Genomic DNA, 17,240 nt, shown 5'->3' with positions numbered 1-17,240 from the left:
AACTGAGCAAATACAAACTTGTCTTGAAACATATGCGGTCATAGTAAAACTACCGCAAAGATAAAATTTCAAGTCCGTTCGCTCGAAAAATCCATGTAACTAACTATATTTCAATAATTTCAAAGAAATTTTTCAGATTTTAATGGGACAGTAGTGAACTGGAGTTTTATTCCAATGGCGGAAATGCGAACCTGTTCTTCACTACCAACAAGGAAGCTCAACCCATTATATCCATCGACTACCTGACACGGAATGAATCGGAATGGTTGAGTGCAAAAGGTTTCGTTGACAGTGGGAATGGGGAGATTACGATTCATTGTGACAAGAACAATACGCTTAATAAACGGGAAGCTTCCATCCATGTGGCGGTGGACGATGCAGATTTTACCATCAAAGTTATCCAACGCCCGGCAGGAACGGCAAACACCACGTATGACGCTTATGTAGTCGGAGAAAAGGAGCAGACGAAAGAAATAGAATTTACGTCCAACGGAAAGCTGACTTTCTCTTTGAGGTTCGACCGGCCTATATGGATAAAATACGACACCATAGAGCAGGAAGAGAAAGTGAAATTGCTGCTTTCCATAGAGCCCAATGAGGGTTTGGGCAGAATAGCATTCATAGATGTTTACGTGGATGGCATTAAGCATTCATCAATAAGCGTGCGCCAACAACCCGCTACTTTTTCACCGGACGTGGTAATACCGGCTGTCGAAGCCGGTAGCCTATATGTATTGCTGGGAGACGAAGAAGCCAACATACGCCACATACGCAATCTTACAATTTCCGGTAGCCTGAACGCCTTGGATTTATATGTGCTCAAACAAAGGCTTTTCTTGTCCGGCTTAATCGCCCGGTCTTATCCGCTCCAACTGGATTTATATGAAACTTACATTCTCGAAGGATACAAATCTTATTATTCTGACTTGAAGATAGAACTGCCCGATAATCTGCCTTCCATTGAAGAAGCCTCCCTATCTTCAGAAACATTTGCCTACGTAGACAACATCGCTTCATTGGAGCTACCGGGATATTTGGAAAAGATTGGTCCGTATTGTTTTCGGGGATGTACAGGATTGGAACGAATCAACATACCTGATGATGTGACTGTCATTGGAGAATATGCCTTTAAGGGTTGCTCTGAATTGAAAGAGATTAATATAACCCCATTTTCAAAGTTGGCATCGCTCGGTGACTATGCTTTTGCAACCGGAACGAGACTAAAGTCCTTGTATCTTCCAATTGGCCTGACACATATTTCTGAACTTGCATTCAAAAGCTGCCATGTAGATTCATTATATCTTGATTGGGAGACTCCTCCAATTTTGAAGGTCGTTCCTAAGGGGGAGACCTTATCCGTCCCTTCCGGAAGCAGACAAGCATATGAATCAACTCCCGGTTGGAGTAATTTCAAGAACATCGTTGAACACAATCCCTAATTGAGCAATACGATGAAAGTAAAAGCATTTTTTCAAACTACCAGCATTATTCTATTGACTCTTTTTTGCCTGACAAGTTGCAAAAAGAAATTAGAAGAGCTCTTTTCATCTCCTTCGTATGTCACATGCAAACTGAATGGAGAGAAATATGCAGCGCACTATCGAGGGGTATTCGACATTCTGGAACCTACCCCCGATTTCTATTACAACTTCCGGAAAGGGGAAGGATATTTCAGATTCAATTTCTCATGTTATCCGAAGAAGGACAATAGTACATATCGGGGATTCAGTATAGAATTATGCCTGTTTCTCGACTCTCCTTTAAGTATAGAAGATGAATATACGGTAGCCGTATTGCCCGATTTCCACCAGGAAGACATTCACGAAGCCATCGACTACTATAAAGAGAAAAGGCAGTCTTACTGCGTCATTGAAACCGCTCCTTCAGACTTTCCATTTTGTTTCGGAAACGGTGTTGTGACATTCAAACAAATAAACAATCCCAATGAGACCTACATGGGCAAGTTCGGATTCACATTCACCCCTGATTCTGCACCGCAACGCAACGACGAAAAGGAGATGAACCTGCAAGGAGAATTCCTCATTACAAATACAAATAGAGTTTCTATTGAAATATAAAGCACTGACCAACAGACAAACATGTTCCTCATATGTAGGAAGATTATATGGATATAATAGGTGAACGACCCAGGTCGTTCGATTGAACAGCCTTTGTTGTTCGTTCGGCCGACCCGGGTTGTTCAGTCGAACAACCTGGGTCGTTCACTTATAAAGAAGTCTTTCCAAGGCGAACCACCAAACGCCAAGCACTCTCAATCATCATGAACTGCAATCCGGCAAATCCTTATCAGAAAGCAATATTACATGATTCCCCCCAACGAAAATCCCATTTGGCAGAACTCCATGAAGTACTACCTCCAGAAAAACGGTTTCACCGGAAAAGCCGATGAACAAAGGGATAGAGAAGAAAGGTGAAAGAGGTGGAAGCCCAAAAACAAGAAGCTACACCAGCTTGCAAATGTCTTCCACAATCTGCGGAACCGTCAACCGGTTCTTCTTCATCTGTTCTTCCACATCATAACGGTCGATAAACTCTTTCTTCACACCGTAGTTCAGCACCTTCATATCCGACGGACCGTAGTAACGGGCAATCTTCTCGCCAAAGCCCCCGTCCAGCACGCCGTCTTCAAGAGTGATGACCAGTGTATGGTCCTGCTTCAGGTCATCGAGCAAAGCCTCGTCCACACCCGTGATGTAGCGGGGATTGACAAGCGTGGCATCCACTCCTTTTTCTTCTTTCAGCCGTGCAGCCACGGCTTCTCCCAACTGATAGAAAGAGCCCAGTCCCAATATGGCAACCTTCTCTCCACGATGGGACACCTCGTAACGGTTCAGCGTCTTGCCGTAATCCTTCTCCGGTTCTATATCCCTGCGGATAACCCCATTGGCCGGCACGCGGATGGCAACCGGATGTTCCGTCTGACGGATGCCCCACTCCAGCATGGCCATGTACTCCTCACGGCAAGTAGGTGCCAGATAGACCATATTCGGAATATTGCCGATGACCGGAATATCGAAAAGACAAAGATGGGTAACGTCGTTCATGCTCGACAAGCTTCCCCAGAAGACAAGAATCAATGCAGGATTATTGTTGATGCAGAGGTCTTGCGACAACTGGTCGTAGGCGCGCTGGATAAAGGTGCTGTAGACCCCGAACACCGGTTTTCCGCCTCCGGCAGCAATGGCAGAAGCCATGGCAACAGCCTGCTCTTCGGCAATACCCATATCGATAAACTGGCGCCCTGCCTCCTTGCGTCGCTCCGGTGTAAAGCCGAATACAGTAGGTGTACCTGCGGTGATGCCCACCACAGTGGGATCCTTCTTCATCTCCTGCAACAGATAATCGGCAGTAAGGTCGGCATAGTCTTCACCCTCCCCAGGCTCACCGGTCAGATTGCCGGTCTCAAGGTCGAACGGAGCACTGTAATGAAAACGTTCTTTCTGCTCTTCCGCCAATTTATATCCCTTGCCTTTCAAGGTATTGATATATACCACAACCGGATGATTCACGTCCTTCACTGTGCGGAAAGCCTCTATCAGCTGTTCCACGTCATTACCGTCTTTCACATAGAGATAATCATATCCCATTGCCTTAAAATAGTTGCAGGGAGCCTGACCGTCCGTTTCGCGCAGCTGTTGCAGATTGCGGTATAGTCCGCCATGATTCTCGGCAATGGACATCTGGTTATCGTTGACAATGACGATGAAGTTCGTGCCCAGTTCGGCACCTACATTCAATCCTTCGAAAGCTTCACCGCCACTCAGCGAGCCATCGCCAATGACGGCAATCACATTGCCCGTCTCTCCCTTCAGGTCACGCGCCTTGGCAAGCCCGCTTGCCAGACTGACAGAGGTAGAGGTATGCCCGATGACGAAGAAATCATGCTCGCTTTCCGACGGTTCGGAGTATCCGGAGACTTCGTCATATTCGTCCGCATTCATAAACGCTGCCCGGCGGCCTGTCAGTATCTTATGGGCATAGCTTTGGTGGGATACGTCATAGACAATCTTGTCCGTTGGTGAATCGAACACGTAATGCAGGGCTATGGTGGCTTCTACCATTCCCAGGTTGGGTCCTACGTGTCCTCCGTGAGTGCTTAACTTGTTTAACAACACCCGGCGGATTTCTCCGCTCAATTCATTCAGTTCACCAACTGATAATTTTTTCACGTCAGCAGGGGAATTTACTTTTTCGATATACATATTCTATAATAACATTTTAAGTAGCGATGCTTGTTTATCCGATGCCGCCCGTCGTGCAAGCCTCATCCGGACGTTGCAAAAGTACAGAAGAAATGGAAACGGGAAGGTAGATAAATTACCGGTTTAACTACCTTTTTTACAGATATAGCCCAATATTGCATACTTCTGTAGCGAAAGCAGTTAAAACACCAACGAACCAAATGAAATCACAACCGTATCAATGCCGAAGGGTCTTGTCCCCACCAAAGTAAAATGTAATTCAACTTCTTTCCTTCAGAAGTAGGAGTATACCAGATATTCTTCTTGATTTCCACTTCAATCTGACGAAAGACGGAGACGGGAATAGTGGCATAGGGATCAAAAGTTACAAATTGGAAATAAACCTCATCAACCTTTCCGGTACTTGAATTGATTACCATCGTTATTGTCAGTTCACGTCCTTTTACCCTTTGCTTTTCCGCTGCGCTAAAAGCATCTCTTACTATAGTGTATCGTTTGGTACGGGTCCAATTATCACCTTCCGTTAAATCGATACCGGCATCGGGCATACAGAAAGGCTCACCTGTGTCTTTATAGATTTGCCGCATATACGTATAATGGCTATCCTTATTATAAAGTGTCACCAACTTATAAGATGGAACATCACATTGGTAAGTATAGCCATCCTCATTGAAAGTTTTAGTAGCAGTATAATAATTAGTCTGTGCCATAATAGTTGCACAAAATAACAAGCCGATAAAAGTGAGTATTGTTTTCATATCATTTACAGTTTATGGTTAATTTATTTAGTGTCTTAAAATTAGCTATTCCGTTTTGATTCTCGTTCAATGGGTATTTGCTTTCCGTATAACCTACATCACGAAAAGCAGGAATCACACTACTTGTAATCACCCCATCCAATACATCATCAGTAATCTCTGGAAGTAGATTGCCCTTCTTATCAATATATTTAGTTAGATTTTTCACTTCCCTACGACGCACATCCTTTATATCCCTTTCCTCCCACTTACTCCCCGCATACTCCGGCAATCTGCTTATATAGAGATATTGCGCGTAATGTGCCTCAATCTCATTATTCAATACAGAATTATTATACTGAGCAAGTGTATTTTGATAAGCCTGATACGCATGAAACATTTCGTGCAGAAGCTGGTTGCTCTCCATCTGCATGCCCAAAGCTATTCCAACGGATTCGCCTTGCATCCCGAACGACCCGTTCGAGCCTTCCTTGAATTGAATGGTCAAGGTCTTTCCATTAAGATAACTTTTCAATCCGTTGTATAATTCTTCGCCCATACAGTCTGCCATGATTTTATCAATCATATTTTCCAAAATCTTCCAATTATATTCTGTCATGTGGGAATTACGAAATACGCATCCCGCCAAAGAGGATAACCGTATTTTTCCACAAATTCTCCTATAAAATAAGTGGAGTCATTCTTTTGCCTCAATCGCCCGGCAATCAAGCTCAAACATTCATCTGCCCCGTCAGTCCTGAAAAAGCGTTTTTCCTTGGCATATTCGGAAAACATTTCATCTTGCAGACAAGAATGAAAACAACCGCAAAACAAGAATACGAAGAGCAGGCAACGATTCAAAGACTTGCCATTCATAATAATTAAATTTGAGAGGTTTACATTTTCACCTTAAATATAGGAATAGTATTTCAAACAGCCGCATGAAACATACGTTTTTTCGTTTGGAGTTTTTGTCTGAATGTAATATTGGCATGATTTCTTTAACCAGCATACTGATATTTGCGCAAAACCCCTCAATTTGTGCATTTTTCCTTTCAAATTCTTGCCAAACCCAACTCTTTCCGTAAATTTGCAGGCTGATAATGAGTTAACCGGACAATTTCAGTAGCAGGGCTTTCCCTTCACTACTCCTATTTCTCCCGGCACTGACATACAGAAAAATACTAATACTAATAATTAATAGCATGAGTTTGAAAATTGTTGTATTGGCAAAACAAGTTCCCGACACACGCAACGTCGGGAAAGATGCCATGAAAGCCGACGGAACCATCAACCGCGCGGCACTCCCTGCCATCTTCAACCCCGAAGACCTGAACGCTCTTGAACAGGCTCTCCGACTGAAAGATGAACATCCGGGCTCCACCGTTACCATCCTGACCATGGGACCGGGACGTGCAGCCGAAGTTATTCGTGAAGGACTTTACCGTGGTGCCGACAACGGCTATCTGCTGACCGACCGCGCCTTTGCAGGTGCAGATACGCTTGCCACTTCGTATGCCCTTGCCACAGCCATCAAGAAGATAGGCGACTATGACGTCATCATCGGCGGACGCCAGGCCATCGACGGTGATACCGCCCAAGTAGGCCCACAGGTTGCCGAAAAGCTGGGACTGACGCAAGTGACCTACGCAGAAGAGATTCTGAACGTGGATAAAGCCGCCAAGAAGATTACCGTGAAACGTCATATCGACGGCGGCGTAGAAACCGTCGAGGCTCCTCTGCCCATCGTCATCACCGTAAACGGAAGTGCCGCTCCCTGCCGCCCGCGCAATGCCAAACTGGTACAGAAGTACAAACGCGCACTCGGTGCTCAGGAAAAAGCCGCCATCACCAAGGAAGGCGCCGAGCTTGCCTACGCCGACCTCTACGAGAAATATCCCTATCTGAACATCACGGAATGGAGCGTTGCTGACGTGAACGGCGACCTTGCACAATGTGGTCTGAGCGGCTCGCCCACAAAGGTGAAGACCATTCAGAACATCTCATTCCAGGCCAAAGAAAGCAAGACGCTGACGGGCAGCGACAAGGATGTGGAAGATTTGATTGTTGAACTGTTAGCCAACCATACGATAGGATAAGATTATGAATAATGTATTTGTATATTTAGAGATAGAAGGCACAACAGTTGCCGACGTCAGTCTCGAACTCTTGACCAAAGGTCGTAAATTAGCCAATCAGTTGGGCTGCCAACTGGAGGCTGTGGCCGCCGGAAGCAATCTGGCAGGCATTGAAAAACAAGTATTGCCCTACGGAGTAGACAAGCTCCACGTATTCGACGCTCCGGGCCTGTTCCCCTATACTTCACTTCCCCACTCCTCTGTCCTCATCAACCTGTTCAAGGAAGAAAAGCCGCAAATCTGCCTGATGGGTGCCACCGTTATCGGTCGCGACCTCGGCCCGCGCGTTTCTTCTGCTTTGACCAGCGGACTGACCGCCGACTGTACCTCACTGGAAATCGGCAACCACGAAGACAAGAAGGAAGGCAAGGTTTACGAGAACCTGCTGTATCAAATCCGTCCCGCATTCGGCGGCAACATCGTTGCCACGATTGTGAATCCCGAACACCGCCCGCAGATGGCTACCGTTCGCGAGGGTGTGATGAAGAAAGAGATTCTCGACGCTAATTATAAGGGCGAAGTCATCAACCACGACGTTGCCAAGTACGTGCCCGAGACGGATTATGTGGTAAAAGTCATCGACCGCCACGTAGAAAAGGCAAAACACAACCTGAAAGGCGCTCCCATCGTGATTGCCGGCGGCTACGGCATGGGAAGCAAGGAAGGTTTTGACATGTTGTTCGAGCTTGCCAAAGAACTCCATGCCGAGGTAGGCGCCAGCCGTGCTGCCGTCGATGCCGGTTATGCCGACCATGACCGCCAGATTGGCCAGACGGGTGTAACGGTACGTCCCAAACTGTATATCGCCTGCGGCATCAGCGGACAAATCCAACACATTGCCGGCATGCAGGAAAGTGGCATCATCATCTCCATCAACAATGACGAGAACGCTCCCATCAATACGATTGCCGACTACGTCATCAACGGTACGGTGGAAGAGGTTATCCCGAAGATGATTAAGTACTATAAATCGCACAGTAAATAAAAACCGGGAAGAGTGCAGATAATATATACTTCTTTCCTAAGACTTGAATTATATTACTGAGAACAACTACGTTAGAATAACAGAGAGTATAGAGGAAGCCAGTAAGTTACTGAATGCCTATTGCAAAAGTATAGCAACACACCGCTTTGAGGATTAAAGAAATAATAAGCCGGACTATGGGTTTAACTCCTCTAACTCCTAAATTAAAGAACATTATGGCAAATTTTTATACCGAAGTTCCCGAACTCAAGTATCACTTGAACAACTCGATGATGGAACGTATCTGCGAACTGAAAGAGCGCGGATATCAAGACAAAGACAAGTATGACTATGCCCCACAGGACTATGCGGACGCTATGGACTCTTTTGACAAGGTACTTGAAATCACCGGAGAGATTACCGGAGAGATCATCGCTCCCAATGCCGAAGGTGTGGACGAAGAAGGTCCCCACTGCGCCAATGGCCGTGTGGAGTATGCCAGCGGCACCAAGCAGAACCTCGACGCTATGGTAAAAGCCGGATTGAACGGTATGACCATGCCGCGACGTTTCGGTGGATTGAACTTCCCGATTACTCCGTACACCATGTGTGCGGAAATCGTTGCTGCAGCCGATGCCGGTTTCGGCAACATCTGGTCACTGCAGGATTGCATCGAAACGCTCTACGAATTCGGCAACGAAGACCAGCACAGCCGTTTCATCCCGCGCATCTGCGCCGGAGAGACCATGTCTATGGACTTGACAGAGCCGGATGCCGGTTCCGACTTGCAGAGCGTAATGCTGAAAGCTACATACGACGAGGCCAACAACTGCTGGCGTCTGAACGGTGTGAAGCGTTTCATCACTAACGGTGACGCCAATCTCCACCTCGTACTGGCCCGTTCGGAAGAAGGAACGAAGGACGGACGCGGCTTGTCCATGTTCATCTACGACAAGAATGAAGGTGGTGTAGACGTGCGCCGCATCGAGAACAAACTGGGTATCCACGGTTCTCCTACTTGCGAGCTGGTTTACAAGAATGCAAAAGCAGAACTTTGCGGCGACCGCAAGCTCGGTCTGATCAAATACGTCATGGCTTTGATGAACGGCGCCCGTCTGGGTATTGCCGCACAGTCGGTAGGTCTTTCACAAGCTGCCTACAACGAAGGTCTGGCTTATGCCAAAGACCGCAAGCAGTTCGGCAAGGCCATCATCGAGTTCCCGGCTGTATATGACATGTTGGCTATTATGAAAGCCAAGTTGAATGCAGGACGCTCCTTGCTGTACCAGACTTCCCGCTACGTAGACATCTACAAAGCATTGGACGACATTGCCCGCGAACGCAAGCTGACTCCGGAAGAACGCCAGGAACAAAAGAAGTATGCCAAACTGGCCGATGCCTTCACTCCGCTGGCAAAGGGAATGAACTCCGAGTATGCCAATCAGAATGCATACGACAGCATTCAGATTCACGGCGGTTCGGGCTTCATGTTGGAATATGCCTGCCAACGCATCTACCGCGACGCACGTATCACTTCCATCTACGAAGGTACCACCCAGTTGCAGACTGTAGCTGCCATCCGCTATGTGACCAACGGTTCGTATGCCGCTACCCTGCGCGATTACGAACAAGTGCCATGCAGCGAAGAGATGCAGCCGCTGATGGACCGCATCAAGGAAATGGCCAATAAGTTCGAAGCCTGCACCAATGCGGTAAAAGAGGCACAGAACCAAGAATTACTGGACTTCGTGGCACGTCGTCTCTACGAAATGGCTGCGGTATGTATCATGTCGCACCTGATTATTCAAGATGCTACAAGAGCTCCTGAATTGTTTGCCAAGTCTGCCCTTGTATATGTGAACTATGCAGAAGCTGAAGTAGAAAAGCACTTCAACTTTATCCGCAAGTTCAAGGCAGAAGAACTGGAAAGCTATCGCTAACCGTCCATTCTAAATTAAGCCCTTGCTTTATCTGAATACCCTTTTGAAGAAAACAGATAAATCAAGGGCTTAATTTTGGGAAACCAAACCACAGCTGTACTTATGCACCAACAACCTTAAAATTTTCCTTTGACATTTCAAAAAAGATGCGTGATTTGTAGATGTGCCGATTCCGTATCTATCGCTGATATAGCCGACATTAATTCGCATTGCAGTGCATCTAAACTCTGCAATGAGTATGTACCAGCAAGTTCTTTGTGATTTTTACCGCATTTCGGCTTGCTATTGGCAAATAACAAAATAATGATTATCCGCATTCCTTCCCCCCAATCAGTTATTTGCATGCTTCATCCTTATTCTTTCCCCGTTTCAGCCAACCTCGTCCCCATAGTAATATATCATTAAAGACCTTTTAATATCATATTAACCTATGCTGCCTGCCCAGCAGACTTATACACATATTCTGCTTCCCTGCAGCACTGATATGCCGCAATGTGGAAGAGTGGCAGGGAGGAATATTACGGAGATAATCATAAGGTTTATCAGAAACCTCCGAAGACTTTCAATCTGCTGCGCAAAAATACATCTGAGTTTTGTTTTTAAATGACATAAAACAAAAAAACAAGCCTATGTGTTCTCAAGAGTACTAAAATACGTAAACGAAAAATAAAAAGAATATTCAACCCGTGTAAACATATGAATAGCAACAGCTTATCATTTCCAAGTTTATCATTTAACGTCTCGTTAAATCTAAAATATTGTAAACAACGCATAATACTATCTAATTATCCATACTAAATCTTCCTAAAACTAATAGAAACCGCTTTATTTGTAGCGATTAAAACCAAGTTAATATAAAAGCACCAACCTTAAATAGAAAATACGATTTATGAAAAGTAATTATTGGCTCCTAATAGTGATAGTTACCTTTATCGCCGCGTTACCGTGTAAAGCAGACGAATGGATTAGAATCAACCAGCTCGGTTATCTGCCTCAATCCATTAAAGTGGGAGTATTCATGAGCGAAGAAGGAACTCGTGTGGATAGTTATACATTGGTCGATGCCTTCACGGGCAAGACAGTACAAACTTTCAATGCACCTAAACCCACCGGCAAACTGGGTGGAATGAAAAGTACCTACCGCTTGGACTTCAGTAACTTTACAGAACCGGGAACTTATTACCTGAAAGCAGGCAAAACCGTTTCCCCCCGCTTCCCCATCAATACACACGTTTACAACGGCACAGCGGATTTCCTTCTAAACTACATGCGGCAGCAACGCTGCGGCTATAATCCGTTCTTGAAAGACAGCTGCCACGTGCACGACGGCTACATCGTATATCATCCTACCAAAACCGGACAACATATAGATGTCCGCGGAGGCTGGCACGATGCTACGGACTATCTGCAATACACCACCACCTCTGCCAATGCCATCTATCAGATGATGTTCGCTTATCAGGAAAACCCCGAATCTTTCGGTGATGCGTATGATGCAGCCGGCCTTCCCGGTGCCAACGGTATCCCGGACATTGTGGACGAAATCAAATGGGGATTGGACTGGATGAACCGTATGAATCCGGCTCCGGGCGAGCTGTACAACCAGATAGCCGACGACCGTGACCATGCCGGAATGCGCCTCCCCAACAAAGACCTGGTGGATTACGGCTACGGACCGGGCAAGGGACGCCCCGTTTACTTTTGCAGTGGCGAACCGCAAGTACGCGGAAAATTCAGGAACGCAACGACCGGAGTGGCAAGCACTGCCGGAAAATTTGCCTCCTGCTTCGCCTTAGGTGCCAAAATACTGAAAGGCTACTATCCCGAATTTGCAGCAGAAATCGAAGCCAAGGCCGATGCCGCCTATCAAGAAGGAGTCAAGAAACCGGGAGCATGCCAGACTGCCTCTGTCTTGTCTCCCTACATTTACGAAGAGGACAACTGGGTGGACGATATGGAACTGGGTGCCATGGAGCTGTACAAAGCCACCGGCGACAACAAATATCTGGCCCAAGCCCTTGAATACGGACGCCGCGAACCGGTGACTCCCTGGATGGGCGCCGACAGCGCACGCCACTACCAATGGTATCCGTTCATGAACATGGGCCACTACCATCTTGCCAAAGTAGACAACAGCCGCATCAGCAAGGAATTTATCCGCAACATGCGTACGGGTATCGAACGCACATACGAGAAAGCGGTAGAAAACCCCTTCTTGCACGGTATACCCTACATCTGGTGTTCCAACAACCTGACTACCGCTATGCTGACCCAATGCCGGCTGTACCGTGAAACCACCGGTGATGACACGTACGCCGAAATGGAAGCCTCCTTGCGCGACTGGCTGTTCGGCTGTAACCCTTGGGGAACCAGCATGATTGTGGAACTTCCCCTTTACGGAGACTATCCCTCGCAACCCCACTCCTCACTGCTGAATGCAGGCGTGGGCAATACTACTGGCGGACTGGTGGACGGTCCTGTCTATCGTACCATCTTTGAAAACCTGCGCGGCGTCAACATGACGGGAATTCCCGGAACTCCCGGACAAGACTACGAACGCTTCCAACCGGACCTGATGGTATATCACGACGCTCTCCACGACTATTCTACCAATGAGCCTACCATGGACGGAACCGCCTGCCTCACGTACTACCTCTCTGCCATGCAGAAAGATGGGATGAAGCAAGCCGGTATCCCAAATGACAAGAATGTATATGTGGACGGAGGAATCATCCGCACCGACCCTTCGAAAAAGCAAATCACCCTCGTATTCACTGCCGCCGACAAAGCAGACGGTGCCGATGCCATCATCAGTACCTTGAAGAAGCATGGCATCAAAGGCGGTTTCTTCTTTACCGGAGAGTTCTACGAGCTCTATCCCGATGTAGTGAAACGCCTGCTCGACGAAGGGCATTTTGTAGGCAGCCACAGTTACGGACATTTGTTGTACATGCCTTGGGAAGACCGTGATTCTCTGCTGGTCACCCGCGAAGAGTTTGAGAACGACATCATGAAAAGCTACGAGACCCTCCGCAAGGCAGGCATTGAATACAAGGACGCTCCCGTCTATATTCCTCCTTACGAATACTATAACAAGGAAATATCCGCCTGGGCAAAGAACATGGGTATTCAAGTTATCAACTATACCCCCGGCACCATGAGCAATGCCGACTACACCACTCCGGACATGGGACAGAAGTACCGAAGCAGCAAGTTCATCTACGACAAGATTATGGAGGTGGAAAAGAAGGAAGGCCTGAACGGGCACCTGATGCTGATACACTTCGGAACGGACGACCGCCGCACGGACAAGTTCTACAATGGTTATCTGGACAAGATGATTAAGACGCTGAAACAAAAAGGCTACACATTTGTACCGGTCTGCGAGGCTGTCGGTATATAAACATACTCTAACAAAGATTTATTGGAAAGGTTAGTTAAAAAGGTTATCATGCAAAGGTATTTAAGGTAAATATTCAATCGGTTTGTTTTCAGTAAACCTTCCCCTACCCCCAAAAGGGGAAAGTTTCAAAGTAAGCTCCCAGCCTGTGAAGGTTAGGAGCTTTTACATATTTCAGAGAAGCCTTTTTACCGATTGCAACAGTTGCTCAATATCCTCTTCCGTAGTATCAAAAGAGGTCACAAAACGAATTTCGTGGATGGCCTCATCCCAGAAGTAGAAAAAATAGTCCTTCAACAGTTCGTCAATCACCGGACGGGGCATCGTAAGGAAAAGCTGGTTACTTTCCACCTTCTGCGTAAAATGCACACCTGGTAACCCCTTCAATCCGGCATAAAGAATCTTAGCCATACGGTTGGCATGCGCGGCATTTCTCAGCCAAAGGCTGTCCGTCAGGTAAGCAGTGAACTGGCAGGACAGATAGCGAAGTTTGGATGCGAGCTGTGCTGACTGCTTACGCACAAAACAAGCTTCCTTCTTCAAGGCTGGATTAAAGACAATCACACTCTCTCCCAGCATCAGTCCGTTCTTCGTACCGCCGAAGCTAAGGATATCTATTCCGCAATCCACTGTCAGCTCCCTAACACCAAGATTCAGGGCTGCACAAGCATTTGCCAGACGGGCCCCGTCCATGTGGACATACATGCTATGCCGATGAGCCAAATCCGTCAAAGCCCGTAGCTCGTCCGGCTTATAGACAGTGCCCAACTCCGAACATTGCGAAATATAAATGGCTCCGGGCTGCGAATGATGCTGCTCACCGAAATGACACAGATAAGGACGGACTAAATCAGGGGTCAACTTGCCATCAGGGGTAGCAACAGGACGAATCTGACAGCCTGTCATGCGGGCAGGAGCACCACATTCGTCCACATAGATATGTGCAGTCTCTGCACAAATGATAGAGTTATAAGGACGGGTACACAGTTGCAAAGCCACTGCATTACTGCCCGTACCGTTGAATACAAACAACGGTTCGCAATCCGGCGTAAACGCTTCCCTTATTTTACGGACAGCCTCCTCTGTCCAAGGGTCATCCCCATAACCAACAGCATGGTCACGGTTGGCCCGGTCCAGCGCCTCCATTACCTGCGGATGTACGCCTGAATTATTGTCTGAAGCAAAACTTCTCATACTCATTCTGTTTTTGTTTATTGAAAAGAATATGCAAAGGAAAGAATATTCCTCAATATGAAGAAACAAAGGAGCACAGATTTCATCCTCCGGTGAAAAATGCTTCCACACTACGAAACCTGTGCTCCCCCAATCAGTCTATTTAATCAGTTCCTCTTTTATCCGATATAAACGTTTACCCCCAACGAAACATAAAGTTCATCCTCTTCCTGATGAATTTCAATCTTGTCCTCACGAGCAAGCCACCCCAATGCAGCTCCCAGTTCCTTGTCTTTCAGCCCGGAATTCCTCTTCAAAGAATCGTAGCTCCACCTGGTATAATCGTTAAGCAACTGCCAAATTTTTCCAGCATTCAGTCCGATTTCGTTCTTGTCCATTTTTCTCTTTAATTAAAAAGGTTAATAGTTCTTATTGATTCAGTTATCTTTACGAAAAGTAAAGATGCAATTTACTATTTCATTAACAATCAAAACAGACAGAAGATGTGTAAACTAACTATTTTTGTAGCACTTTTGTAATATTACATTCTTTTTATCAACAATCAAGAACGTAAACCGGAAAAAAAACCGCAGTATCTATCGAAAAGATACTGCGGTTCTTCTATTTGATTAAGCAATCAGGGGAAAACGATCTTACATCATTCCGCCCATGCCTCCCATTCCGGGAGCACCCATCGGCATCTCGGGCTTATCTTCTTTCTTCTCAACGATTACGCATTCTGTAGTCAGGAACATGCCGGCAATAGAAGCGGCATTCTCAAGAGCCACACGAGTAACCTTGGCAGGATCTACCACACCGGCTGCATGCAGGTTTTCGTAAACATCGGTACGGGCATTGTAACCGAAGTCAGCCTTGCCTTCGCGTACTTTCTGTACGACAACAGCACCTTCTTTACCAGCGTTGGCAACAATCTGACGCAACGGTTCTTCGATAGCACGCTTGATGATGTCGATACCTGTTGTTTCGTCCACATTATCACCTTTGAAGCCTTCCAATGCATCCAGTGCACGGATATAGGCTACACCACCACCAGGAACGATACCTTCTTCGATAGCGGCACGGGTAGCACGAAGCGCATCGTCTACGCGATCTTTCTTTTCCTTCATTTCAACCTCAGAAGCAGCACCTACATAAAGAACTGCTACACCACCAGACAACTTGGCCAGACGTTCCTGTAGTTTTTCCTTATCATAATCAGACTTCGTAGCTACAATCTGAGCCTTGATTTGTTCGCAACGCTCCTTGATGTTTTCTTTATCACCGGCACCGTTCACAATGGTTGTATTGTCCTTGGAAACAGTGACTTTGTCAGCAGTACCCAACATTTCAATAGTAGCTTGTTCCAGCTTCAGACCTTTTTCTTCGCTGATGACAACACCACCGGTCAATACTGCAATATCTTCCAACATTTCCTTGCGACGGTCACCGAAACCCGGAGCCTTCACTGCACAAATCTTCAACTGAGAACGCAGACGGTTCACCACCAAAGTTGTCAGTGCTTCGCTATCCACATCTTCTGCAATAACCAGCAAAGGACGGCCGGTCTGTACTGCCGGTTCGAGGATAGGCAGGAAATCTTTCAGGTTGGAAATCTTCTTATCGTAAATCAGGATGTACGGTTTTTCCATTTCGCACTCCATCTTCTCCGTATTGGTAACGAAGTAAGCAGAAAGGTAACCACGGTCGAATTGCATACCTTCAACCACACCGATAGTAGTATCAGTACCCTTGGCCTCTTCGATAGTGATAACACCGTCTTTAGAAACTTTGCGCATAGCGTCTGCAATCAGCTTGCCGATAACGGGGTCGTTGTTGGCAGAAACGGAAGCTACTTGCTCAATCCTGTCATAGTTGTCACCTACTGTTTCCGCCTGGCCTTTGATAGAATCAACCACTTTGGCAACAGCCTTGTCAATACCGCGTTTGATATCCATCGGACTTGCACCGGCAGTTACGTTCTTCAGCCCTTCGGCTACGATGGCTTGAGCCAGAACAGTAGCAGTAGTAGTACCGTCACCTGCATCATCACCAGTCTTGGAAGCGACTTCCTTCACCAACTGTGCACCGGTATTCTGATATGCGTCTGCCAATTCAACTTCTTTAGCTACTGTTACACCATCTTTTGTGATGTGGGGAGCACCGAATTTCTTTTCGATAATAACATTGCGACCTTTAGGGCCGAGGGTTACTTTTACTGCATTTGCCAGTGTATCGATACCTTTCTTCAATTGGTCACGGGCATCGATATTGAATAATATTTCTTTTGCCATAATATGATAAACAAATTAAGAATTAATAATTAAAGAATGAAATTATCCCAAAACAGCGAGCACATCGCTTTGGCGCATGATGAGGTACTTGGTTCCTTCCACTTCCAATTCGGTACCGGCATACTTGCCATACAGCACTGTGTCACCAACCTTCAACACCATTTCTTCGTCTTTTGTTCCGTTGCCTACTGCAATAACTTCACCTTTCAAAGGTTTCTCTTTCGCTGTATCAGGAATAATGATACCGCCAATTGTTTTTTCTTCTGCAGGTGCAGGGAGTATCAGCACTCTGTCTGCTAATGGTTTAATGTTCATAGTCTTTTTGTTTTATATGTTATACATTTATTATAATAGTAATTTTGCTTTAAACAAGC

At 46.3% G+C, this 17,240-nt stretch carries 13 protein-coding genes; 6 read left to right on the top strand and 7 right to left on the bottom strand.

The genetic code is table 11. The features are described from left to right. Positions 1 to 158: 158 nt before the first annotated feature. Positions 159 to 1,439 carry a leucine-rich repeat protein gene (locus HU824_RS14745; protein WP_369692704.1) on the top strand — a complete coding sequence of 427 codons (1,281 nt, stop codon included), beginning with the start codon at positions 159 to 161 and terminating at the stop codon, positions 1,437 to 1,439. 12 nt (positions 1,440 to 1,451) lie between these two features. Beyond that, positions 1,452 to 2,078 (top strand): hypothetical protein, encoded by a 627-nt coding sequence (locus tag HU824_RS14740; protein ID WP_176469232.1) that lies wholly within the window; start codon positions 1,452 to 1,454, stop codon positions 2,076 to 2,078. Positions 2,079 to 2,462: 384 nt separating this feature from the next. On the opposite strand, the gene HU824_RS14735 is transcribed toward HU824_RS14740, so the two are convergent. The 3 genes from HU824_RS14735 to HU824_RS14725 form a co-directional block, all read right to left on the bottom strand. After that, positions 2,463 to 4,223, bottom strand: coding sequence for a 1-deoxy-D-xylulose-5-phosphate synthase (locus tag HU824_RS14735; protein ID WP_176469231.1), 1,761 nt, complete (start codon positions 4,221 to 4,223; stop codon positions 2,463 to 2,465). A gap of 206 nt (positions 4,224 to 4,429) precedes the next feature. Continuing rightward, on the bottom strand, positions 4,430 to 4,981 hold the full coding sequence (locus HU824_RS14730; RefSeq protein WP_136010740.1) for a DUF5043 domain-containing protein: 552 nt from the start codon (positions 4,979 to 4,981) through the stop codon (positions 4,430 to 4,432). Position 4,982: 1 nt separating this feature from the next. Then, entirely contained in the window at positions 4,983 to 5,555 is a 573-nt protein-coding gene (locus HU824_RS14725; RefSeq protein ID WP_217994211.1) for a hypothetical protein, read from the bottom strand. A 610-nt stretch (positions 5,556 to 6,165) separates the two neighbouring features. Between HU824_RS14725 and HU824_RS14720 the strand changes: the two genes are divergently transcribed. The 4 genes from HU824_RS14720 (at position 6,166) to HU824_RS14705 (ending at position 13,405) form a co-directional block, all read left to right on the top strand. Continuing rightward, on the top strand, positions 6,166 to 7,059 hold the full coding sequence (locus tag HU824_RS14720; RefSeq protein ID WP_117601570.1) for an electron transfer flavoprotein subunit beta/FixA family protein: 894 nt from the start codon (positions 6,166 to 6,168) through the stop codon (positions 7,057 to 7,059). A 4-nt stretch (positions 7,060 to 7,063) separates the two neighbouring features. Further along, positions 7,064 to 8,083, top strand: a complete 1,020-nt coding sequence (locus HU824_RS14715) for an electron transfer flavoprotein subunit alpha/FixB family protein (protein ID WP_176469229.1) — start codon at positions 7,064 to 7,066, stop codon at positions 8,081 to 8,083. Between the two features lie 215 nt (positions 8,084 to 8,298). Then, positions 8,299 to 10,002, top strand: a complete 1,704-nt coding sequence (locus tag HU824_RS14710) for an acyl-CoA dehydrogenase family protein (protein WP_176469228.1) — start codon at positions 8,299 to 8,301, stop codon at positions 10,000 to 10,002. Positions 10,003 to 10,891: 889 nt separating this feature from the next. Next, positions 10,892 to 13,405: a glycoside hydrolase family 9 protein gene (locus tag HU824_RS14705; RefSeq protein WP_176469227.1), complete on the top strand. Its 2,514-nt coding sequence runs from the start codon at positions 10,892 to 10,894 to the stop codon at positions 13,403 to 13,405. A gap of 171 nt (positions 13,406 to 13,576) precedes the next feature. On the opposite strand, the gene HU824_RS14700 is transcribed toward HU824_RS14705, so the two are convergent. The 4 genes from HU824_RS14700 to HU824_RS14685 all read right to left on the bottom strand — a co-directional run bounded on the left by HU824_RS14700 (position 13,577) and on the right by HU824_RS14685 (position 17,181). Continuing rightward, the gene (locus HU824_RS14700; RefSeq protein ID WP_176469226.1) at positions 13,577 to 14,596 is read right to left on the bottom strand and encodes a low specificity L-threonine aldolase; all 1,020 of its coding nucleotides are present in this window, start codon (positions 14,594 to 14,596) and stop codon (positions 13,577 to 13,579) included. A 158-nt stretch (positions 14,597 to 14,754) separates the two neighbouring features. Further along, positions 14,755 to 14,973 carry a winged helix-turn-helix domain-containing protein gene (locus tag HU824_RS14695; protein WP_136010748.1) on the bottom strand — a complete coding sequence of 73 codons (219 nt, stop codon included), beginning with the start codon at positions 14,971 to 14,973 and terminating at the stop codon, positions 14,755 to 14,757. A gap of 255 nt (positions 14,974 to 15,228) precedes the next feature. Beyond that, positions 15,229 to 16,866, bottom strand: a complete 1,638-nt coding sequence (gene groL, locus HU824_RS14690; RefSeq protein WP_136010749.1) for a chaperonin GroEL — start codon at positions 16,864 to 16,866, stop codon at positions 15,229 to 15,231. A 42-nt stretch (positions 16,867 to 16,908) separates the two neighbouring features. Further along, positions 16,909 to 17,181 carry a co-chaperone GroES gene (locus HU824_RS14685; RefSeq protein ID WP_004290132.1) on the bottom strand — a complete coding sequence of 91 codons (273 nt, stop codon included), beginning with the start codon at positions 17,179 to 17,181 and terminating at the stop codon, positions 16,909 to 16,911. Positions 17,182 to 17,240 lie beyond the last annotated feature (59 nt).

Origin of the sequence: Bacteroides sp. L10-4 (genome assembly GCF_013373675.1) — a bacterium.
GTDB lineage: Bacteria > Bacteroidota > Bacteroidia > Bacteroidales > Bacteroidaceae > Bacteroides > Bacteroides muris.
The sequence above is the reverse complement of the archived record's forward strand: the minus strand, read 5'-3'. Positions and strand labels throughout refer to the sequence as shown.

Excerpts from the sequence above, each read along its gene's own strand:
- HU824_RS14685 (WP_004290132.1), bottom strand. The coding sequence starts at position 17,181 with ATGAACATTAAACCATTAGCAGACAGAGTGCTGATACTCCCTGCACCT.
- HU824_RS14735 (WP_176469231.1), bottom strand. The coding sequence starts at position 4,223 with ATGTATATCGAAAAAGTAAATTCCCCTGCTGACGTGAAAAAATTATCA.
- HU824_RS14715 (WP_176469229.1), top strand. The coding sequence starts at position 7,064 with ATGAATAATGTATTTGTATATTTAGAGATAGAAGGCACAACAGTTGCC.
- HU824_RS14695 (WP_136010748.1), bottom strand. The coding sequence starts at position 14,973 with ATGGACAAGAACGAAATCGGACTGAATGCTGGAAAAATTTGGCAGTTG.
- HU824_RS14730 (WP_136010740.1), bottom strand. The coding sequence starts at position 4,981 with ATGAAAACAATACTCACTTTTATCGGCTTGTTATTTTGTGCAACTATT.
- HU824_RS14705 (WP_176469227.1), top strand. The coding sequence starts at position 10,892 with ATGAAAAGTAATTATTGGCTCCTAATAGTGATAGTTACCTTTATCGCC.
- HU824_RS14720 (WP_117601570.1), top strand. The coding sequence starts at position 6,166 with ATGAGTTTGAAAATTGTTGTATTGGCAAAACAAGTTCCCGACACACGC.
- HU824_RS14700 (WP_176469226.1), bottom strand. The coding sequence starts at position 14,596 with ATGAGAAGTTTTGCTTCAGACAATAATTCAGGCGTACATCCGCAGGTA.
- HU824_RS14740 (WP_176469232.1), top strand. The coding sequence starts at position 1,452 with ATGAAAGTAAAAGCATTTTTTCAAACTACCAGCATTATTCTATTGACT.
- HU824_RS14710 (WP_176469228.1), top strand. The coding sequence starts at position 8,299 with ATGGCAAATTTTTATACCGAAGTTCCCGAACTCAAGTATCACTTGAAC.
- groL (WP_136010749.1), bottom strand. The coding sequence starts at position 16,866 with ATGGCAAAAGAAATATTATTCAATATCGATGCCCGTGACCAATTGAAG.